At 31.9% G+C, this 19,687-nt stretch carries 15 protein-coding genes; 10 read left to right on the top strand and 5 right to left on the bottom strand.

All coding sequences use genetic code 11. From position 1 onward, the window contains the following. Nucleotides 1–600: 600 nt before the first annotated feature. From FT986_RS07555 to FT986_RS07530, 6 genes are all read left to right on the top strand, one after another. Nucleotides 601–1,332 carry an SDR family oxidoreductase gene (locus FT986_RS07555; RefSeq protein WP_147864574.1) on the top strand — a complete coding sequence of 244 codons (732 nt, stop codon included), beginning with the start codon at nt 601–603 and terminating at the stop codon, nt 1,330–1,332. 392 nt (nt 1,333–1,724) lie between these two features. Beyond that, nucleotides 1,725–3,125 (top strand): rhodanese-like domain-containing protein, encoded by a 1,401-nt coding sequence (locus FT986_RS07550; RefSeq protein WP_147864573.1) that lies wholly within the window; start codon nt 1,725–1,727, stop codon nt 3,123–3,125. Between the two features lie 5 nt (nt 3,126–3,130). Further along, nucleotides 3,131–3,577, top strand: coding sequence for a beta-lactamase hydrolase domain-containing protein (locus FT986_RS07545; protein WP_147864572.1), 447 nt, complete (start codon nt 3,131–3,133; stop codon nt 3,575–3,577). A gap of 488 nt (nt 3,578–4,065) precedes the next feature. Further along, nucleotides 4,066–5,406 (top strand): T9SS type A sorting domain-containing protein, encoded by a 1,341-nt coding sequence (locus FT986_RS07540; protein WP_147864571.1) that lies wholly within the window; start codon nt 4,066–4,068, stop codon nt 5,404–5,406. Nucleotides 5,407–6,079: 673 nt separating this feature from the next. Then, nucleotides 6,080–6,583 (top strand): DUF1648 domain-containing protein, encoded by a 504-nt coding sequence (locus tag FT986_RS07535; RefSeq protein ID WP_187248586.1) that lies wholly within the window; start codon nt 6,080–6,082, stop codon nt 6,581–6,583. Nucleotides 6,584–6,769: 186 nt separating this feature from the next. Beyond that, nucleotides 6,770–7,393, top strand: a complete 624-nt coding sequence (locus FT986_RS07530; RefSeq protein ID WP_147864569.1) for a porin family protein — start codon at nt 6,770–6,772, stop codon at nt 7,391–7,393. A gap of 112 nt (nt 7,394–7,505) precedes the next feature. Here FT986_RS07530 and FT986_RS07525 read toward each other — a convergent pair whose 3' ends face one another. From FT986_RS07525 to FT986_RS07515, 3 genes are all read right to left on the bottom strand, one after another. Continuing rightward, nucleotides 7,506–8,435, bottom strand: a complete 930-nt coding sequence (locus FT986_RS07525) for a leucine-rich repeat domain-containing protein (protein ID WP_147864568.1) — start codon at nt 8,433–8,435, stop codon at nt 7,506–7,508. 82 nt (nt 8,436–8,517) lie between these two features. Beyond that, nucleotides 8,518–11,508 carry an alkaline phosphatase PhoX gene (locus FT986_RS07520; RefSeq protein ID WP_147864567.1) on the bottom strand — a complete coding sequence of 997 codons (2,991 nt, stop codon included), beginning with the start codon at nt 11,506–11,508 and terminating at the stop codon, nt 8,518–8,520. Between the two features lie 192 nt (nt 11,509–11,700). Then, nucleotides 11,701–13,509, bottom strand: a complete 1,809-nt coding sequence (locus FT986_RS07515) for a cytochrome-c peroxidase (protein ID WP_255505931.1) — start codon at nt 13,507–13,509, stop codon at nt 11,701–11,703. A 238-nt stretch (nt 13,510–13,747) separates the two neighbouring features. Between FT986_RS07515 and FT986_RS07510 the strand changes: the two genes are divergently transcribed. From FT986_RS07510 to FT986_RS07500, 3 genes are all read left to right on the top strand, one after another. Next, nucleotides 13,748–15,217 (top strand): T9SS type A sorting domain-containing protein, encoded by a 1,470-nt coding sequence (locus tag FT986_RS07510; protein ID WP_147864565.1) that lies wholly within the window; start codon nt 13,748–13,750, stop codon nt 15,215–15,217. A gap of 79 nt (nt 15,218–15,296) precedes the next feature. Then, nucleotides 15,297–16,511, top strand: coding sequence for an NAD(P)/FAD-dependent oxidoreductase (locus FT986_RS07505; protein ID WP_147864564.1), 1,215 nt, complete (start codon nt 15,297–15,299; stop codon nt 16,509–16,511). Beyond that, on the top strand, nt 16,511–17,470 hold the full coding sequence (locus FT986_RS07500; protein ID WP_147864563.1) for a bile acid:sodium symporter family protein: 960 nt from the start codon (nt 16,511–16,513) through the stop codon (nt 17,468–17,470). The genes FT986_RS07505 and FT986_RS07500 overlap by 1 nt, the downstream gene beginning before the upstream one ends. Before the next feature lie 14 nt (nt 17,471–17,484). Here the strand turns inward: FT986_RS07500 and FT986_RS07495 are convergent, their stop codons facing one another. Together FT986_RS07495 and FT986_RS07490 are read right to left on the bottom strand one after the other, a co-directional pair. Then, nucleotides 17,485–18,006 carry a DUF421 domain-containing protein gene (locus FT986_RS07495; protein WP_147864562.1) on the bottom strand — a complete coding sequence of 174 codons (522 nt, stop codon included), beginning with the start codon at nt 18,004–18,006 and terminating at the stop codon, nt 17,485–17,487. 9 nt (nt 18,007–18,015) lie between these two features. After that, entirely contained in the window at nt 18,016–18,489 is a 474-nt protein-coding gene (locus FT986_RS07490; protein ID WP_147864561.1) for a TspO/MBR family protein, read from the bottom strand. Between the two features lie 99 nt (nt 18,490–18,588). Here FT986_RS07490 and FT986_RS07485 point away from each other — a divergent pair, with 99 nt between their 5' ends. Then, nucleotides 18,589–19,668: a diphosphomevalonate/mevalonate 3,5-bisphosphate decarboxylase family protein gene (locus FT986_RS07485; RefSeq protein ID WP_147864560.1), complete on the top strand. Its 1,080-nt coding sequence runs from the start codon at nt 18,589–18,591 to the stop codon at nt 19,666–19,668. Nucleotides 19,669–19,687: the final 19 nt, after the last annotated feature.

The raw sequence follows: 19,687 nt of genomic DNA, 5'->3' as shown, positions 1-19,687 counted from the left end.
TTCTTTTCAGGTACAACATAGGTACAACAAATGTTGAAATCAATTGATATTAGATGATATTAAAGAAAATGTAGAATCGTATAATCAATTGAAAATGAATGACTTTGTTTCAATTTGGTGCAATATACGCTAGACTTAGGATCTAGTGCCGCGAGGTGTGAGAGTTCGAGTCTCTCCGCCCGTACAAAAAAACCTTCTCAATTTGAGAAGGTTTTTTTTATTATTATACTCTCAAGCTTTTTCTCAAAAAAATCCCACCTTTATATTTCTTCTAGATATAATTATTTTAGAAAAAAAAGAATTGATATATCAAAATTACCCCTTTAGTGTTCAATTGTTTGAATGAAAATTTCAATTGGAATTTCAGTATTTACGAAGTATCTATTAAACGCTAAGTGTTTTATTGGGATTAATACATCCTATCTCCCTTATTAAAAAAAAGTCATTTATTTATATATTTGAGTAATTGCATTTAAACTCAATACTAATCTTTTCAAGAATTTTCTATTAATTTTTTTATTTTTTAAATTAGTTGCTAAAACATGTAATTAATCATAATGAAATAATAGTGTATTTTAAAAATTAATTTAAACATTTTATATGAAAATCAATGATAAAGTTATCGTAATTACAGGAGCAAATGGAGGAATCGGAAGTGCAATAGCTCGTAAACTTGATAGAGAAGGTTGTTTTTTAGTATTGACTGCTAGAAGAAAGGAGTCTTTAACAGAATTAAAAGAAGACCTGAAAAATAATCACCTCGAAGTTGAAATGGATGTGACTAATAACAAAAGCGTTTTAGATGCTTTTACTACAATTTTAAATAATGTCGAGACCATAGATGTTTTAGTGAATGTGGCTGGAGTAATGCCTCTCACGTACTTAAAAAATCTTCACTTAGATGAGTGGCTAAATACAATAGAAGTAAATGTGAAAGGTATCTTAAGAACTCTACACGGAGCACTTCCTATCATGAAAAAGCAAAAAAAGGGACATATTGTAAATATTGCCTCTGTTGACGGAAAAGAACTTTATAAAGGCGGTGCTGTCTATGGAGCTTCAAAAGCCGCTATCATAGCTCTTTCTCGAGCAATGAGAATGGAACTTTCTCCAGATTTTAATATTAAAGTAACTTCCATTGAGCCTGGAACCGTAGATACAGGCCTGAGAGAGGACATTACAGATACTGAACTTTTAAGTGATAAAGACTATGGCGGAGATGAGCCTATGTTAGATCCCGAAGATATAGCTAGAGCCGTTCTATATGTTATTTCCGAACCTCATCAATCCAATATTAATCAACTCACCATAAAGCCTACTGGCAAATCATAAAATGAAATAGTACCATTGATATAAATACAAAATAGTTTCCTGATTGTTTAGCACATTTTAAGTTTAGTTTTAAACACCACACTACTTTATCTACTATAGCTATTTAACTATAATGACAAATCCTATAACTGAATTTACTATTTTTTCTCATTGTCATAATATCTTGATAAAAAATAAGGCTCCTTATCACTGAATATTGATTCAGAATCAAGTTATTTTAAAACAATGATTTATAGCAACATTTCATAATTCTCGATTTTCAGAAAACATTCACATATTATGAAAGAGGGTGTTAACTTCTTGTTATATTTATATACTTTTCGATATCATTAACTTTCTCTATCTCGGAAAACTATTATTTTAGATAGTATAATCTTTTATATCAAAATTTTATAGCTTTAAGATTCGAACCTATATTAGCAGAGGGAATTGCCCAAGTTTCCTATTTTTTATGTGACGAAAGCACAGGTTATGCAGCTGTTATCGACCCTCGTCCTGATGTCGAAATTTACTTGGAAAAGGCTAGGTTATACAGAGTAAGCATTACACATATTTTTGAAACTCATATCCATGCAGATTTCATGAGTGGCGCATGCGAATTGGAAAGTCGTTGTAAAGGAAGTGCTAAGATCTTTGTAAGTGCCGAGGGTGATGCCACCTATCATTTTCCTCATGAACCTGTTAAAGATGGAGATACATTTGAGTTTGGTAAGATTAAACTAAAAGCTAAACATACACCTGGTCATACTCCAGAACATCTTTCTTATTTCTTATTCAATTCCCAAGGAGAAAAGCCTTGGGGTATTATAACTGGAGATTCACTTTTCGTAGACTCCCTAGGGCGACCAGATTTATTAGGTGATGAAAAAACAGACGAATTAACCCAAGCTCTATATAAAACCATGCGAGAAGTGTTTTGTAAGCTAGGAGATGAAGTAATCGTTTATCCTTGCCATGCAGCTGGTTCAGCTTGCGGTCCCGATATAGGTGATCGTATGCATACCACTATTGGATACGAGAAGAAACATAATCCATTTATGCAGATTACGTCTTATGAGGATTTTGAAAAGGCCATCCAGGATAATGCTCCTCCTGTCCCAACCCATTACCCCAAAATGAAAAAAATAAACGCTAAAGGCCCCCAAACTTATGGTCATACGCCTCTATTAAGGTCTTTAAGTGTACAAGCGTTTGAAAAAGAAATTAAAGCGGATACGATTATTATAGATACCCGAGATATGTTAGCATTTGGAGGCGGACATATAAAAGGCGCTCTTAATATTGGGCTACGTCCTATCTTATCGGTATGGGCTGGTTGGTTAGTGGACACTAGGACACCTATATTACTAATTCTGCCCGAAGATAAGGAACTAGTACGAGTCGTGAATCTTCTGTGGCGCACTGGACATACCAATTTTAAAGGCTATTTAGCAGGAGGTATGCGCTCTTGGCAAGAAGCAGGTAAACCTATTGAAAAATTGCCTCAACTGAGTGTGCTTGAACTCAGTCAACAGAAAAATCAATATCATCCACTAGATGTTCGTAAGCATAAGGAGTGGCAAAACGGTCGTATTCCTAATTCCACACATATTTTTCTTGGAGAATTATCTGATAAAATCAATAAGTTGGATAAAGAAAAGAATTTTGCGGTATACTGTGCTAGTGGCTATAGAGCAAGTATTGCTGCCAGCCTTTTAAAGAAAAATGGCTTTCAACAAGTAAATAGTATTCCAGGTAGTTTTATGGCTTGGAATGCGGCAGATTTACCCATCGAAAATCAATCAAAAAATTAAAAATTATGGAAATGAATATAAAAAAAATAAACGATAACATATCAGTTGCTACATTTGACCCAAATGAAAACAGCTTTAAAACTTTTGCTGATAAAGGTTTTAAGTCTGTTATTAATTTACAGACTGAAGACGAAGAACAAAATGTTTCTTCAAAAAAAGAAGAAACTTTAGCTAATGATAATAACCTGAATTACAAACACTTTGGCGTTTCTAAGGATAACCTTTCACAATCTATGGTAGATAATTTTCGACAAGAACTTGAAAGCCTTCCCACCCCAATAGTGGTTCATTGTAAATCTGGAAAACGCTCTGGAGCTTTCGTGATGATGCATATTGAATGTCAAAAGAATATGTCTGGTGAAGAAGTGATTGAACAAGCTGAAAATATGGGTTTTGAATGCGATGTACCAGAATTGGAGCTATTCCTTAAGAAATACGTTAATGAGCATTAAAAATGCTATTAGATCTCTAAATATTTGCCTTTGTATAAGTAAGCTTAAGTTGATAATAATAAAGTTAGTTATTATCTTTAAAAGCTAAATTTATTATTCTGTAAAATTTTTGATTGCTAATAAATAACTTTTATTATTTGCTCTTGTTAATGTACCCCTATTAAAAATAGAAATTATAGTTCTATAAAAAATATTGACAACATTACACATATAAGATTCTTACTGAATAATTGATGACATCTTGACTCGCAGCTATTGCTGAAAAGGGGTCAAGGAAGAAGTAGACTTTTTAAAAGATTAATTCTCGTATGGGACATCATAAATACTAAAAACATAAAGTAAAAAATATACATACAAACCAAATAATTAAGTGGCACAAATAAAAATTTAGAAGAAATTAACCGAAGTAGAAAGAATCCACAAAAATACTTTTATAAAAGAATTAAGATATTAATGTGTAGATTTGAAAGACATATAAAACTGAAAGAATGAATGCATCAAAAATTTCAGCTTATCTAGTTGTGAGTATTACTTTACTACTTCCATCCACTATATACTCCCAATTTGCACCTCCTTTTCTGATTAAATCAAATACAGGTTCGATAACTAATATTATTACAGCCGATCTTAACAATGATAATTTAAACGACCTTATAATCACTAAAAAGTTTTCTGCCACTAGCCTCATTTCTTATTATTTAAATCAAGGAGGGCTCAATTTTGGTCCAGAAGTTACAATTACAACAGGCAATAGCCAAATTACTAATATTTCAGTAGGAGATTTCGATAATAATAGCTGGTTGGATATAGTAAGTATTGGTGATGCTACAAATTCTGTAACTCTATATATGAATACTGCATTATCATTTTCTACTCAAGTACTCGATACATTTAATTTTTTTGAAAGTGATATTGGGGTAACTGATATAGATAATGATAACGATCTTGATATTGTTGCTATTGGAGGTACAACTTTTAAAGTATACTACAATAATGGAATGGCCAGTTTTTCTTCTCAAACTATACCAGGACCGATAGAAGATTTTTTTGATATTACTATTAATGATATTGACGCCGATGGTTTTAATGATGTGATTACAGGTGGAAGTAATATCTCTGTATATAAAAACAATAACGGGATATTGAGTTATGATATGGTACGAAGTAATCAAATACCCAGTACTTTTAATTTACTCGTACGATTAGTAGATATTGACAGTGATGGCGATAAAGATTTATTTAGTGAGAATAACAACTCATCAGGTATAAGATGGATGCAAAACGATGGAAATGGTAATTTTACAAATCTTCAGATTATAGATCCTACAGCTATAAACATAAGATCAAGTACTTTTGAAGATTTTGATAATGATAACGACTTAGATTTTATTATCATTAAAAATTTTAATCTTTATTTATATACTAATGATGGTTTTGGTAATTTTAGTTCGCCTATTCTTTTTCAAGATCCTTCTACTATTATTAGTGTAATCGAATCTAACGATATGAATAATGATGGGTTAGCCGATATCATTTGGTCAGCAGACCTGTCCATACAGGAAAATAATACTACATTGTCTAATAAAGAAAATTTAGTGGATAATGAATTGATAAAAATTTATCCAAATCCATCAACTGAAGATTTATTTATAGAAAGCCCTCAAAAAGGAATTCTAACGGTATTTAATACACAAGGGCAAATGATTTTTAAGAATTTACCAGTAAATAAAGGAGTCAATCATATAAAAATCAAATTGGAACCCCAAGTATACTTTTTCCATATATATTTAGATACAGATACAATAATAAAGAGAGTTTTAATTAAATAAATACTCATAGCTTTATAACAACAAGCTATAAGTACTCGTTTCTCCACTTAATTCTATAAAATTTTGAAAATTTTAATTCTGTTATATCTACTTAATTTGGTCACTCCTAAACTAACACTTTTCATAACCTAGACCGTTGTAAATTAATTAACTTATCAACCTCTGTGTTGTAAACTAAACAAAATTATTTAAAAAAAATCTATTTTTAACTGTTTAATTATTCCTAATTAGTTACAATTTTAACAATTCGTATAATAGAAATTAATTACAATGTAGTTTAACTTTAAGTTTATACTTTCTTTAGGAATTATAACAATATTACTATTTATAATTAGTGGATTTTTAAAATAAATTAACTTTATTGATGATTATGCAAAATTTCGCTTATTTCTATTAACTTTCATTAGGTTATTAAATACTATATTATTTACTACCACTTACATATTTATAAAAAAATGATTACAAAGTTGATAAAGGAATTGTTTATAGTGGCTTAGCTCGCATGTATTATGAGTATGGTTTTATAAAACAAGCTAAATCAATTGTAGAAATAGCTAAAAAACTCATCCAAAATGATAAGTACCTTTTAAGAAAATTTCTAAGTTTAGAAAATAATATAAATAACTATTAGATTAGGTGATTATTCTGAAGCAAATTAATTCTAGAAAAAAAATTGACAACAAATAGACCTAAAGCAAATTTAAAATTAACTTTAATTGATTGGGTGCTTGAAGCTATCTGCTTACTCTCTATTGTCGGGATTTGGTTATTGACCCTAGTCTCCTACTGGGAACTTCCAGAAATCATCCCGATACACTATAATATAACGGGAGATGTAGACAGTTTTGGCCGTAAAATTAATATTTTGAGCTTACCTGTTATCTCAACTATCATATATATAGCTCTAACAATTTTAAATAAATATCCTCACACTTTTAATTATTCACACAATTTAACAGAAGAGAATGCTTCTGCCAAATACAGAATCACTACCCAAATAATTAGAATTATAAAGCTAATAAGTATATTTACTTTTACTTGGTTAGTTTGGGAGACTATTCAATATGTAAATGAAAATACGGAGCGAGTTAAATTTTGGTATAATTTTATACCACTTGTTTTTTTCCTTATTCCGATTATTTATATTCTACTTCTCATTACAAATAAAACAAAGTGAGTCTCTCTAAACACAAAGATTAAATTCATAAATTTTTACTTGCTTGCTAAATAGATATCAATCATATTTGTCTGGTTTAATTTTTAAGAAAATAATTATCTAGATTGTTTTAGCACTTCGTAGTCTACATCGACCCAATTTTGAGAATCTATAAAATAAATACTAACTTTTTTATCCAAATCAATTATGAAAAAACAATTACTAATTATTACTACTTGCTTATTTACATTATTCAGTATAAATGCACAAGATAAGGGAGATTTTGAATTCGGGGGACATTTAGGATTAAACCTAGCTAATGTTTCTACCATTTATGGACAAGATAATTTAAAATCCAGAGTAGCTTTTAATGTTGGAGCTTTAGGGGAATATTATTTTTCTGATAGATGGGGAGTAAAAATGAAAATTATATACGATAGTAAAGGATGGGCTGACGGTTTTATTACTAATGAAGATACTGATGTAACTGTTATTACAGACTTTAAACTTAATTATATTACTGTTCCTGTGATGGCCAATTGGCATTTTGGGTCAAGAAGAAATTGGTATTTAAATTTTGGACCTTACGCAGGTTTTTTAATTAATGCTGAAGACTCTGAATTAGAAATAGACGTTAAAGAAGCTTTTAATACAACTGAATTTGGTCTAGCTTATGGTATTGGTTACAAATTTAGCTTAAATGAAAAGAGTAAGCTTTTTGTAGAATATGATGGACAATCTGGATTAACTGATATATTCGAAGAGAATGGTGGAGATTCAGTGATAAGTAATAGAAGTAGTTTCAACCTTGGAATATTATTTATTTTATAAACAAAACAGGTTTAATTAAACCTTTCTTGAATACTGTATGTGAAAGTATAGGTATTCTTAAAAAAGGGCTAGGTTTTTATTTTATTCAAATAAAAACCTAGTCCTTTAAATATTAAAAATAAATTTTACACTCTGGTAACATCCCTTTAACTCTTGCTTTTTCACTATCACTAAAAGAATTTCCCACGGCTATTAATGTTTGAAGATTTTTTAAACCGCTAAGTTTTTCTGGAAATTTCGCTAAATCATTGTTAGAAATTATAAGCATTTCTAACGATTTTAATTCTGAAAAGCCCTTTGGTAATACGGTTAATTCATTATTATTTAAAATAAGAGTTTTTAGATGACGTAATTGCTTAATCTCTTCTGGTAATTTTTTTAATTTATTATGTTCTAAGCTAAGTTCCTGTAAAGACTTAAGCTCTGCCCATTCTCTATCAAATTCATGAAACTGATTAAAACCAAGTTTTAAGGTTTTCAAGTTTTTTAATCCCTGTATGTTTTGCGGCAAATAACTAAGTTGATTGTGTGCCAATTCTAGCACCTCTAAACTTTTACAATCACCTATTTCTTCTGGCAACGCCGTTAATGAATTTGAAGACAAATGTAAAAATTGTAATTTCTTTAGTTTTCCTATAGATCTCGATATTAGTGTAAGAGAATTGTCTGCTATATCTAGTGATTTTAAATTATCTAGTTCGCTTATTTCTTGAGGCAAGTACTGGAAGGAATTTAATTTTAAGTTAAGTGTTTCGAGTTTCTTTAGTACGAAAAGAGATGACTCCCAATGTGATAAATGATTTCGCATTAAATTTAAAAACGTTAATTCTTGAAATTCTATTAAATCTACTGGAATAAAAAACAATTGTTGGTCTCTTAAATTAAGACTCTTCACATCATTTTTTTCCGCTACAGCGACATCTAATTTATCATAAACTTTATCTTTTAACAGATTTGCACTCTGTGAGTAAATAGAATGTGAGCACAAACTAAATCCCCAAGAGAACAAACAAATTATCAAAGTATTTTTAAAGTATTTCATACATATAATCTTTAAATGAAAAAAAGGACCGATGCTTTGCCCTCGCACCGATCCTTACCATAAACATGGTTGAAAAAAATTTTTAGTTAGATTTTAATACTTTATATCTAGCTGTTTTATTTCCAATTTTTACCTCAACGATATACAATTGATCCGAGCTAGAAAACTCAGTAAAATCAAGTCTTATCTCTTGCTTGCTTCCTGTAGTTTGCATTCCGTTGACTTCGGTTACTTTTCTTCCTAAAAGATCAAATACCTGAATTTCTATATCCTGACCTGAAACATCATTTATTCCTACAAATACATTTCCTTGTGTTGGGTTAGGATAAATACTTACGATATCTTTCAAATGATTTACTGCAGTTAGTTCATCTTCTACAACGATATAATCAGTTTTAATCACTTCATTATTTCCTGCAACATTAGTTGTCTTTAATGTTACCGAGTAAATCCCTTCTGTATCATATGTAATCATTGGGTTTTCATCTGTAGAAGTTGCTGGAGTACCACCCTCAAAAGTCCATTCCCAAGCCGTTGGATTGTTAGAAGTAAGATCTGTAAAAGTAACTACATCACCTTCTTCAACTAGAACTTCATCTGCCATAAAATCACTTACGGGTGTTTGGGCTCCTAAATTTTCATTTAAAGCAAATACAACTGTTGCTGAAGCATTAAATGTTACATTACTAAAAGTAGCATCTTGTTGAGCACTATTAGATCCACTTGGGTGTTGTACAGAAAAGAATCCATATTTAAAATCTGGAGTAAAAGTTAATCCTGTTGGCTCAGAACCTGCAGGCATAGAAGCAAACAACTCTACATTGGGTGTCGTTTGTGTATGATCTGGACGCACTACCCAAATGTAATTATTACCACCATCTTGTAATACCCAAAGGTTTCCTTTATCATCAAAAGTAAGGTTATCATTTCCTCCTCCCCAAGGCTCTGTATAACTTCCTTGTGTAGATGAAATTTCATAACTCATTCCTCCTACAAAAGTTTCAAAATCTGCAACTGTAGATCCGTTGTCTGTAAACCTATAGGTTCTACTTTTTCCTTTAGCAGTGAAGTAAACTTTTCCGTCAAGCGGACTTATTTCACAATCTTCAACTCCGTTAAAATTGGTTCCGCCAAGAGCAGCTGCAGCCGTGGTTACATTATTTCTTTCTGCAGTGGTTGTGTTTGGTACTTGAATCCACTGTGCGGTTGTAGAGGTTGGGTCATTATTTACAAGCGGTGCATCTAAAACTAATACATATAAAGTACCTGCAGATAGGTCTCCAGGAGTGTCCATAACATATTTGTACACACAATCTGTACCACCATCTTCACCATAATATGCTGTTGTAGAATCGTCGCTTACTACCACATTCTCATGCTTCATTCTTCCCATAGCCCAAAGCTTTTCTTGACCATTTCCATAGTCTACCACCTCTGCAGTTGCAGGATTTATTTCAACTAACCAGCCTACATCTTCATAACCATCATTATTAACATCTCCTGTATTCGTAGATTCTTCAGCGGTAACTACAGTTCCCCAAGGAGTCACACCTCCAGAACAATTTCTTACGGTAGTTACAACATTGCTGCTACTAAAATCTACAGCTTGGGTATTGCTTACTTCCCATAATAAAGTTTGATCGTTAAAGTTAACATCCAATATAGAAACCCCTCCTGGCGTGGTTTCATGATTTACGGCTACATAACCTAATTCACTACTCCCATTAATAGGCACATACCCTGTAAAGTCATTATTTCCAGGTACATTATTACCACTACCATCCATATAAGCATCACCTTGTTTAAAGATCATTTGAAAACGGTGTTCTTGTGGAATTATCATGTGACTTTGTTGAGCGGTAGGAACTATAGAAGTAAAACACCCTATATGCGGATTGCTACAATCAAAATTTGAAACAAATTCGTTTTGAATAAACATATCAAAAGCTAAATCTGAACTAAATCCGTCACGGTTATGTAATTCTATCGCAATTCTATTTACTCCATTTTGAAATGCAGTCTTAGGTACATTATGTACAAAGTAGGTGTTTTCATCTCCACCACTAACAATACTAGACGAGTGTGTTTGGTAATCTATAGTTCCTTGAGGCATATTGTCTCTTATCACTTCTACACCATTCACATAAACTACTGCACCATCATCTCTTTTTAAACCAAACTCTACGATATTTTCTAAATCTGCAAGATCTATGTTAATATCTCTTGTAAAATAGGTCGTGATAAATTTATCACTAGCATCGGGACCAAAAGAGATTTCAGTATCTACAACATCTCCATATCCTAAAGTAGCATAACCTCTAGACCAGTTATCATAATTGTAAGGAAAATTATTCCATCCTGTATTGTCTAAGCTTGTTCCTTCATCAAAATAATTCCAAATGGCACCTTTGGCTAAAGGAAAACTTGCAGGAGATAATGGTGGAATTTCAAAATTTAATTCCATATCAAAAATAAGGTCAGAGCTACTTGCATCTGCTTGATGAAGTTCTACAGCTAATACATTAGTTCCATTTTGTAAAGTATTACTGATGGTTACTGGAGTAAAAGAAGTTTCATTTGACCCTCCAACAGTAGAACTAGCATAAGTACTGTAAGTAATAGGTCCTGTTGGCATATTTAACCTTGAAACTTCAACTCCGTTAAGATAAACTACTACCCCATCATCTTTCATGATGTTTAAAATTAAGTCTCCGTAAATAGAAGCATCTACAATCTGAAATTCGTGACGTAAATAATACGTAGAATACTTGTTATTAGAGTCTGTACCAAAATCTAAAGTGGTAGCTATGATACCATCATTATAACCAAAAGCAGCATTTCCTGTTGCCCAAGCAGATGCATCATAACTTGTATCTTTCCAAGTCGAACCTAAATCTACACCAGTATCATTATAAGACCATACGCTACCCGTGGTAACGATAGAATTATTTGCTAGTGCAAAAGAATTGTTACACTCCTCATCATCTATATGAGGATTGTTAATGTTGTTTGCGTGTAAGCTCAAGCAAACTGCAAAAAGCATACAATACATTAAAAAGGAATTTTTTTTCATGGTAGAAATTTTGAGGTTTTTTATTTCGAGATAAAAATAGAAGTTGAAATTCTACTAGGATCAAATTCCGCTTTAAGCTTATTTTATATAAAAGTTAGCTAGGTTAAGTTAGCCTTAGATTAAAGTTATGAATGTAAAATCCCTGTTAAGCAGTTCTCTATAAAAAACTTAAGAACAGATGTTTGCACAAAATCACTGATTTAACTTTACTGCTTCTTTCCCATTCAAAGATTTTATAAATGCTATTAAATCTTGTTTTTCTTTATCTGAAAGATTTAAAGGATCTGGAGATAAGGTTTGATTAATCACTTTTAAGCCTTTCCCTTCTCCTCCACCATCATTATAAAAATCAATAACTTCCTCTAAAGTAGTATAGGCTCCATTATGAAAATATGGCGCTGTTAGTCCAGTGTTTCGCACGGTTGTGGTTTTAAATGATTTTTCATAGATCCACGCTTTTTCGTTAGAGATGCTATTTTGCCACCTTCCTTCGTCTGTATCTAGCAAAATTTCTTTTTCTTTCGGATTTTTTAAAACTCCCAAAATTTCACTTTCAGAATCGCTATAAAAAGGAGGTACGAGACCCGAAAAAGTAGGTGGAAAATGACAGGTAGCGCAATTGGCTTTTCCCATAAATAAATTAAAACCATTTTTTATATCTTTTGATAATGTAGCATTTTCATTATTTATAAATTCGTCAAATTCACTATCAAAACTGGTTAGTGAAAGCACATAAGAAGATAGAGCTTTAGAAAAGTTTTCTCTATTAATTTGATCTTTACCAAAAACCTTTTCAAAACTACTAGCATATGCTCCATTATTTGTCAATTTTTTTAAAATAGCATCATAAGCAGTATTAAATTCTTCTGGATTAAAAATAACATGCTCTGCTTGCTGTTCTAACGAAAAAGCTCTTAGGTCATAGAAAAACCGTTCGGCATAAACTGCATTAAGTAAAGTGGGAGAATTTCTTAACACCGTGTTCCCTTCTATATTACTTAAAGATTTAGGCTGTCCATCGGTAAACGCTAGCTTAGGATTATGGCAAGAAGCACAACTTATTTGTCGATTCTCGCTTAATGCGGAATCATAAAAAAGTTTCTCTCCTAGACTATTTAAGGCTTTAAAGTCTTCTTCTTTTTTTAATTCCGTAAAGAAATAAGGGTTGAGAAAATCTTCTGAAAATATAGATTCACTCTTAGGATTCCACGCAGAAACATAAGAGAGAAAGTCGGGAACTTCTTTGTCATCTAATTCTCCTAATTTTTGATATAAAGGATTAATATAGGCTTTTAAAAACACCAGTCTATCAAAATCTTCAAAAGAAATAGGTTGTTTTAAGTAGTGAATAGATTTAGAAAAAAGATTGATTACATCTTTCAATTCTTTTGACGGGGTATGCTGGTAAAAATCTTTTAAAAAGGCATTCATAGCTTCCATTGAAACTCTTGCTTCTTCTATAACGTTGAGTGAACCTGGAGTATCAAAACCCGTAACTCCCAATGTAAAAATTCTAACCAACCCCAATCGCATAGCAGCAATTTCGTTCTCGGGTTCAATCGTTTTTGTTTTTAAACCTTTATATAATAGTTGATAAGCATTGAAAAGTTTCCTACTGTTAGTAGCGATTAGATTAGCGTTTAAATCTTTCTCATCTTCGTGAACTAATTCATCTAATACCTGTAAGCCTTCCGGCTGAATAACATCAGGCAGCATACCCGATTTTTTTATATGTAATAAAGGAGCTCCATTAATATGTTCGTTTACATATTCCTGATGGTAAAAAGCAAAGAAGAACTCAATCTTTTTATAAGAAAATCGAGCCAATTTAACTGCCGCCCTTACATTTTCAATTTCTGTTTTATTTAATTTATAAGCATTAGCAGTCGTATCTAAATGTACCAAAGACGCTTTTAGCTCATCTGCATAAACCCAAAACCTATTGCTTTTATACTGATAATCAGTTTTTTCAGAAAAAGAAGAAAAGACAAAAAATAGCATAACAAGCAAGCAAGACAAAAAAAAACTAAGTGTTTTAAAAGAAAGTCGCATAAATGAAAAAGGTTATGCGGTAAACTTAATAGAGTAATTTTAGGCGTAGATTATCTAAAGATTATCAAAAAATTAAATTGCTTACTTAATTGAATAGAAACCACTTCTCTTTTCTACTTCTTGAGTCAATCTCATTCCTTTTTTTGTTATGCAGAGAAAATCGTAATTTTATCATTAAAACTATACTATGAAAAAAATTACAACACTATTTCTCTTTTTAGCTTGTACGTTGATAGTTTCAGCTCAAAGCTATACTACTCCAAATAATGGAGGAAATTACGATTTGAACGATATCTTAAATCTGAGTCCGAGTACATTGAGCTACAACGGAACGGAGTATACCTTAACTGAAGATTTAATTATAGCTTCTACCGATACTTTTACAATTAGTACTCCCGAGACATTAAATATCGCTGCTGATATTTTAATTACCATTGAAGGTACTTTTACTTGCGATGCAGGAAATGATCAAATTGTCATCAAAGCAGTCGATAATAATGCTCCTTACGAGGGTTTTCGATTTGAACAAAATGCCGATATTCTTATTAATAATACCTCTATTACCTATGGTGGAGGTCTAAGAGTTCTTACTCCTAACTTTACCTTAACTGAAAGTTTTTTCTCATACAATGTATCTGGTGTAGCTACCGGTGCTGTGGTTTCCTTATCTTACGGATCTCCACTTATAGAAAACAATAATTTTATTTTTAATGACCTGCCTGCGATTTCATCGGGAGCTAATCAAACAGTATCTGCAACTATTAAAGGAAATTATTTAGAAGGAAATAATCAATCTAATCAAAATAGACCACAAATAAATATGGGGGCTACCGGATTAGATACCCTAAGAATAACTAACAATACCATATTAGGCGATGCTTCTTTAGATCAAGTTGGAGGAATTGCAGTAGCCAATCTTTTGGGTGGAGAATTAAGAGCTATACTTGATGATAATACTATTACCGATAACCGTTACGGAATAACCATCGCTGGAGGAAATTCTTTTGCTTACATAAGAAACAATATTATTAAAAATAACAACACTCAAAACATTCCTTTTTCTGGCGGTAGTGGTATTTCTTTAAATTCAAGTGCAGAGACTCAAACAGTTGTTGCTAGAAATAATGAAATTAGAAACAACCTTTGGGGAATCACCCTAATAGGAGAAGCTTCTATCGATTTAGGAACTCTCAATGATCCTGGAAATAATATTTTTTCTGAAAACGGTAATAATGGAGTTGTTTACGCGCTTTATAATAATACCGATAATACCATACAGGCTGTCTACAACTGCTGGGAAGAAGATATTACCTTGAGTGATGCTAATGCAGTTGAACCATATATTTTTCATCAAACAGATGACCCATCTCTAGGAGAAGTAATTTTTACGCCTTTTAATTGTGCCGATTTTAGTGCTTCTTCTAACGAGACTTTACAAATTAATGTTTACCCCAATCCTTCTTTTGGAAACTTTTCTATAGAAAACACACAGAACTTTCAACAATTAACGATCTATAACCTTAACGGAAAAAAGATAAAAACATTTTCATTGACAAACAACATTAATGAGATTAACACAGATTTATCTTCTGGGCTTTACCTATTAGAATTTAAGAATAGTAAGAAAAAAGCTTTTACAAAATTGATCATTCAATAAGAGGTAAAATTTAAACTGTCTACAAAAAGAAAAGTGAAAACTTTTCTTTTTGTTTTTAATAGCATTCTATCTTTGTCGTATGCGAAATGTATTTGATGTTATTATTGTGGGTGGTGGTGCAGCTGGCTTTTTTACCGCCATTCAAATTGCCGAACATAACCCAAACAAAAATATTCTAATTCTAGAACGTGGGAAGGAGGTGCTTACCAAAGTAAAAATTTCTGGCGGAGGGCGTTGTAATGTAACTCATGCAGAGTTTATTCCGCAAGAATTGGTAAAAAACTACCCTAGAGGAGAACGTGAATTATTAGGTCCCTTTCATCAATTTATGACAGGAGATACGATTGAATGGTTCAAAAGACAAGGTGTAGAACTTAAAATTGAAGAAGATGGAAGAATGTTCCCTGTATCTGATTCTTCCCAAACCATCATCGATTGTTTCTTGCAAAGAACCCAAGATTTAAACATCAAAATAAAAACATTAGAACCCGTAAAAGATTTTGTAAAAGAAGGCGAATTATGGAAAATAACTTGTAAATCTAGCCATTACCAAGCCCTACAACTGGTTATTGCTACAGGTAGCAATCCAAAAATATGGAATCAACTCCAGCATTTAAATCATCAAATTATAAGTCCTGTCCCTTCCTTATTTACTTTTAACACCAGAGATTCTCGTGTAGAAGGTTTAGCAGGAATTAGCACTTTTGCTTCCGTTAAGGTGGTTGGAGAAAAATTAGAAAGCGAGGGTCCTTTACTTATTACGCATTGGGGGTTTAGCGGACCTGGAATTTTAAAACTTTCGGCATGGGGAGCTCAAAGGCTTTTTGAGAAAAACTATCAGTTTCAGTTAGAAATTAACTGGCTTGGCTACGCTTCCGCGGAAGCGACATTAGAGCAACTTTTAAAATTAAAAAAGCAAAATCCTAAACAACAAATGGCTACCTACGCCCAATTTGATCTACCTAAACGTTTATGGCAAAAATTAGTAGTGGCCAGTATTCCCGAAAATAGAATTTGGGCAGAAGTAAGCCATAAAGAATTACAAGCTTTAGTAAAAGAACTAACACAAGGTGTTTATCATATTCAAGGAAAAAGCACTTTTAAAGAAGAATTTGTAACTGCTGGAGGTGTAGAATTGAAAGAAATTAACTTTAAAACCATGGAAAGCAAATTACACGAAAACCTATTTTTTGCTGGCGAAGTAACCAATATAGATGCCATAACAGGCGGATTTAATTTTCAAAACGCTTGGACAAGCAGTTTTATAGCCGCTCGAGAAATAAGCAATAGGTAATGAAAAAACACCTGTTTATTCTAGCTTTATTTATCGCCATATTTTTAGGCTATGTTTTTCCTCAACTTTCTGAAGTTTTACCGCTAGCAATTATAACCGATGTGGGAATTGGTTTTATTTTTTTCTTCTACGGATTGAAATTATCTACTGCCGAACTTAAAACTGGTATGCGCAATTATAAACTCCACATCTTAATTCAAGTGGCTACTTTTGTGATTTTCCCCTTACTGGTATTAACTTTCTATCCTTTAGTTACAGAAGGAGAAAACCAAACCTATTGGTTAGCTTTTTTATTTTTAGCAGCATTACCTTCTACAGTATCATCTTCTGTCGTGATGGTTTCATTGGCTAAAGGAAATATTCCTGCAGCTATTTTTAATGCTAGTTTATCGGGAATTATTGGTGTGGTGATAACTCCGCTATGGCTAAGTTTTTTTATGGAAGATGCTCAGGGAAGTATTTCTTTTTACGATGTAATCGCAAAGCTTAGCATACAAATTTTACTTCCTCTTTTCTTAGGATTCGCATTGCATAAATTCACCAAAGCTTTAATAAATAAATACAAAAGTAAAATTACAATCTTTGATAAAAGTGTTATTGTACTTATTGTATATAACAGTTTTAGTCATTCCTTTAAAGCTAATATTTTTAACGGATTAACTGTTTGGGATTTCTTGGCGATACTAACTGGAGTAGCTATTCTCTTTTTTACAGTATATTATTTAGTAAATTATATCTCTAAGAGATTACATTTTTCTAGAGAAGATCAAATTACAGCCAAGTTTTGTGGCTCTAAAAAATCTTTAGTGCACGGGAGTGTTATGCTAAAAATTCTATTTGGCAATTCGCCTAATGCTGGTATTTTTCTAATACCTATTATGCTTTATCATATTTTACAATTAATTGTCATTGCTATTTTTGCCAATAAATTAGAACAAAGAAACATAACAAATTATTGATTTCTTCAGCAATATTAACGCTTGACATCTTCTAGAATAAAACCCTCTATCTGTTGATTTTCATCTTTCGTATGAAGGACTGCAATATCGCCTGTAGCTTCAAATATCACCGCTCTAACCTGATTTAGTTCTAATACATTTGCTTCGCGAAGTTTCGATTTTAAATCGTCTAAGGTAACGTGAGATTTTTTTAAATTCTCATGTAAAATTTCTTGTCCGTCCATTAACAATACAGGCTTATTATCAACTAATTTTTGGAATTGCTTATTTCTTCTTAATAAAGCGACAAATAGTTGTAACACATATACCGAAGCCAATCCTACAGCACCTTGCAATAATGAAGTAGATTTTGATAATATGGTTGTTGCTAAAATAGAACCGATGGCTACCGTCATAGCAAAATCAAAACTAGACATTTTTGAAAAGCTACGTTTACCCGCTAAGCGAGTATAGACAATCGTACAAATATAAATTCCGATTGCTGTCAAAATTATCACATACAACGATGTAGCCGAAGCCGTAAACCATTCTTTCATAATATTCTTTTAATTGAGTCTCCAAATTTCATAGTTAAGCAATGTAATAAATGCTAACCAAATTAAATAGGGAATTAACAAATAGGCTGCAAATGGAGAAACTACTTTAAACCATTTAATAGTAAAAATTACCAGTATTAATAGGGAAACAATAATAAGTAAACTTAGTATAGGCAATTTAAAACCAAAGAAAACAATAGACCAAGCTGTGTTGAGTAAAAGTAGAAAACCAAAATGATACAAAGCAGTTTTAACCCAAGCGTGATGCAAGCCTTTATTCCATACCAACCCCAATGCTATTCCCATTAAGATATATAATACGGTCCAAACGGGACCAAATATCCAGCTTGGAGGTTTAAACGTAGGTCGTTGAATATTTAAATACCAATTATCAAACCCAGATTGAGTTACAATAGCTCCTATAAATCCTATTAACAAACAGACTAATATAGATATCGAAATATGTTTTAGCTTACTACTCATATCACCTAAAGGATTAGACAAGTGTAATTTATAAATTTATTTTTACAATCTCATTAAAAATGCACTTATGAAGATTATATTTGCACAAAAAATGCGGTTATGCAAGAGCAGCAATTTATTCCATCTAAAAGTTATCAACTTCCAGAAAAAGGAGAAGTAAAATGGGAATCTCCTAGTAATATTGCTTTGGTAAAATATTGGGGAAAATACGGCGAACAATTACCTAAAAATAGTTCGATTAGTTTTACGCTTTCTAATTGTAAAACCACCACACATCTAAGTTACCAAAAGAAAAATAGTTCTAAAAAATTTTCTTTTGAAGTATACCTTGACGGAAATAGAACCAAAAGTTTTGAACCTAAAATTGAGAAATTTTTTGAACGTATAGAAAAATACCTTCCATTTCTCAAAGATTATCACTTTAAAATTGAAACCCAAAATTCTTTTCCGCATAGTAGTGGAATAGCTTCTTCTGCCAGCGGAATGAGCGCTTTAGCTTTATGTTTATTAGCATTAGAACGACAAGCAAATTCCGCTATGACGGATGATTTTTTTAATCAAAAAGCTTCATTTTTAGCTCGTCTAGGTTCTGGGAGTGCCGCAAGAAGTATTAAAGGAAACTTAGTAGTTTGGGGAGAACATACCGCAGTAAATGAAAGTTCTAATTTATACGGGGTAGAATTTTCTGATAAGGTTCATGAAGTTTTTAAAAACTATCAAGACACCATTTTATTGGTAGATCGCGGAGAAAAACAAGTAAGCAGTACGGTTGGACATAATTTAATGCACAATCATCCATTTGCTGAACAGCGATTTTTACAAGCCAACAATAATTTAGAGAAAATATTACCCGTTTTGCAATTTGGAAACTTAGATGAATTTATATTTATAGTAGAGCAAGAAGCTTTGTCTTTGCACGCTATGATGATGAGTAGCTCTCCTTACTTTATACTCATGAAACCCAATACGCTAGAGATTATTAATAAAATTTGGGAATACAGAAAAACACATAAAAGTAAAATCTCTTTTACTTTAGATGCTGGCGCAAATGTGCATGTTTTATACCCAGAGAATGAAAAAGCTAAAGTTTTAGATTTCATTAAGAATCAGTTAGTTGGTTATTGTCAAAAAGGAATGTATATTTGTGATGAGGTAGGCTTCGGAGCAAAACCATTATAATTAAAAGAATTTTGCTTTA

The sequence above is a fragment of the Mesonia sp. K4-1 genome (genome assembly GCF_008017825.1).
Taxonomy (GTDB): domain Bacteria; phylum Bacteroidota; class Bacteroidia; order Flavobacteriales; family Flavobacteriaceae; genus Mesonia.
This window is presented reverse-complemented; position numbering and strand designations above follow the sequence as displayed.

Excerpts from the sequence above, each read along its gene's own strand:
- FT986_RS07555 (WP_147864574.1), top strand. The coding sequence starts at position 601 with ATGAAAATCAATGATAAAGTTATCGTAATTACAGGAGCAAATGGAGGA.
- FT986_RS07545 (WP_147864572.1), top strand. The coding sequence starts at position 3,131 with ATGGAAATGAATATAAAAAAAATAAACGATAACATATCAGTTGCTACA.
- FT986_RS07540 (WP_147864571.1), top strand. The coding sequence starts at position 4,066 with ATGAATGCATCAAAAATTTCAGCTTATCTAGTTGTGAGTATTACTTTA.
- FT986_RS07530 (WP_147864569.1), top strand. The coding sequence starts at position 6,770 with ATGAAAAAACAATTACTAATTATTACTACTTGCTTATTTACATTATTC.
- FT986_RS07525 (WP_147864568.1), bottom strand. The coding sequence starts at position 8,435 with ATGAAATACTTTAAAAATACTTTGATAATTTGTTTGTTCTCTTGGGGA.
- FT986_RS07520 (WP_147864567.1), bottom strand. The coding sequence starts at position 11,508 with ATGAAAAAAAATTCCTTTTTAATGTATTGTATGCTTTTTGCAGTTTGC.
- FT986_RS07515 (WP_255505931.1), bottom strand. The coding sequence starts at position 13,509 with ATGCTATTTTTTGTCTTTTCTTCTTTTTCTGAAAAAACTGATTATCAG.
- FT986_RS07510 (WP_147864565.1), top strand. The coding sequence starts at position 13,748 with ATGAAAAAAATTACAACACTATTTCTCTTTTTAGCTTGTACGTTGATA.
- FT986_RS07505 (WP_147864564.1), top strand. The coding sequence starts at position 15,297 with ATGCGAAATGTATTTGATGTTATTATTGTGGGTGGTGGTGCAGCTGGC.
- FT986_RS07500 (WP_147864563.1), top strand. The coding sequence starts at position 16,511 with ATGAAAAAACACCTGTTTATTCTAGCTTTATTTATCGCCATATTTTTA.
- FT986_RS07495 (WP_147864562.1), bottom strand. The coding sequence starts at position 18,006 with ATGAAAGAATGGTTTACGGCTTCGGCTACATCGTTGTATGTGATAATT.
- FT986_RS07490 (WP_147864561.1), bottom strand. The coding sequence starts at position 18,489 with ATGAGTAGTAAGCTAAAACATATTTCGATATCTATATTAGTCTGTTTG.
- FT986_RS07485 (WP_147864560.1), top strand. The coding sequence starts at position 18,589 with ATGCAAGAGCAGCAATTTATTCCATCTAAAAGTTATCAACTTCCAGAA.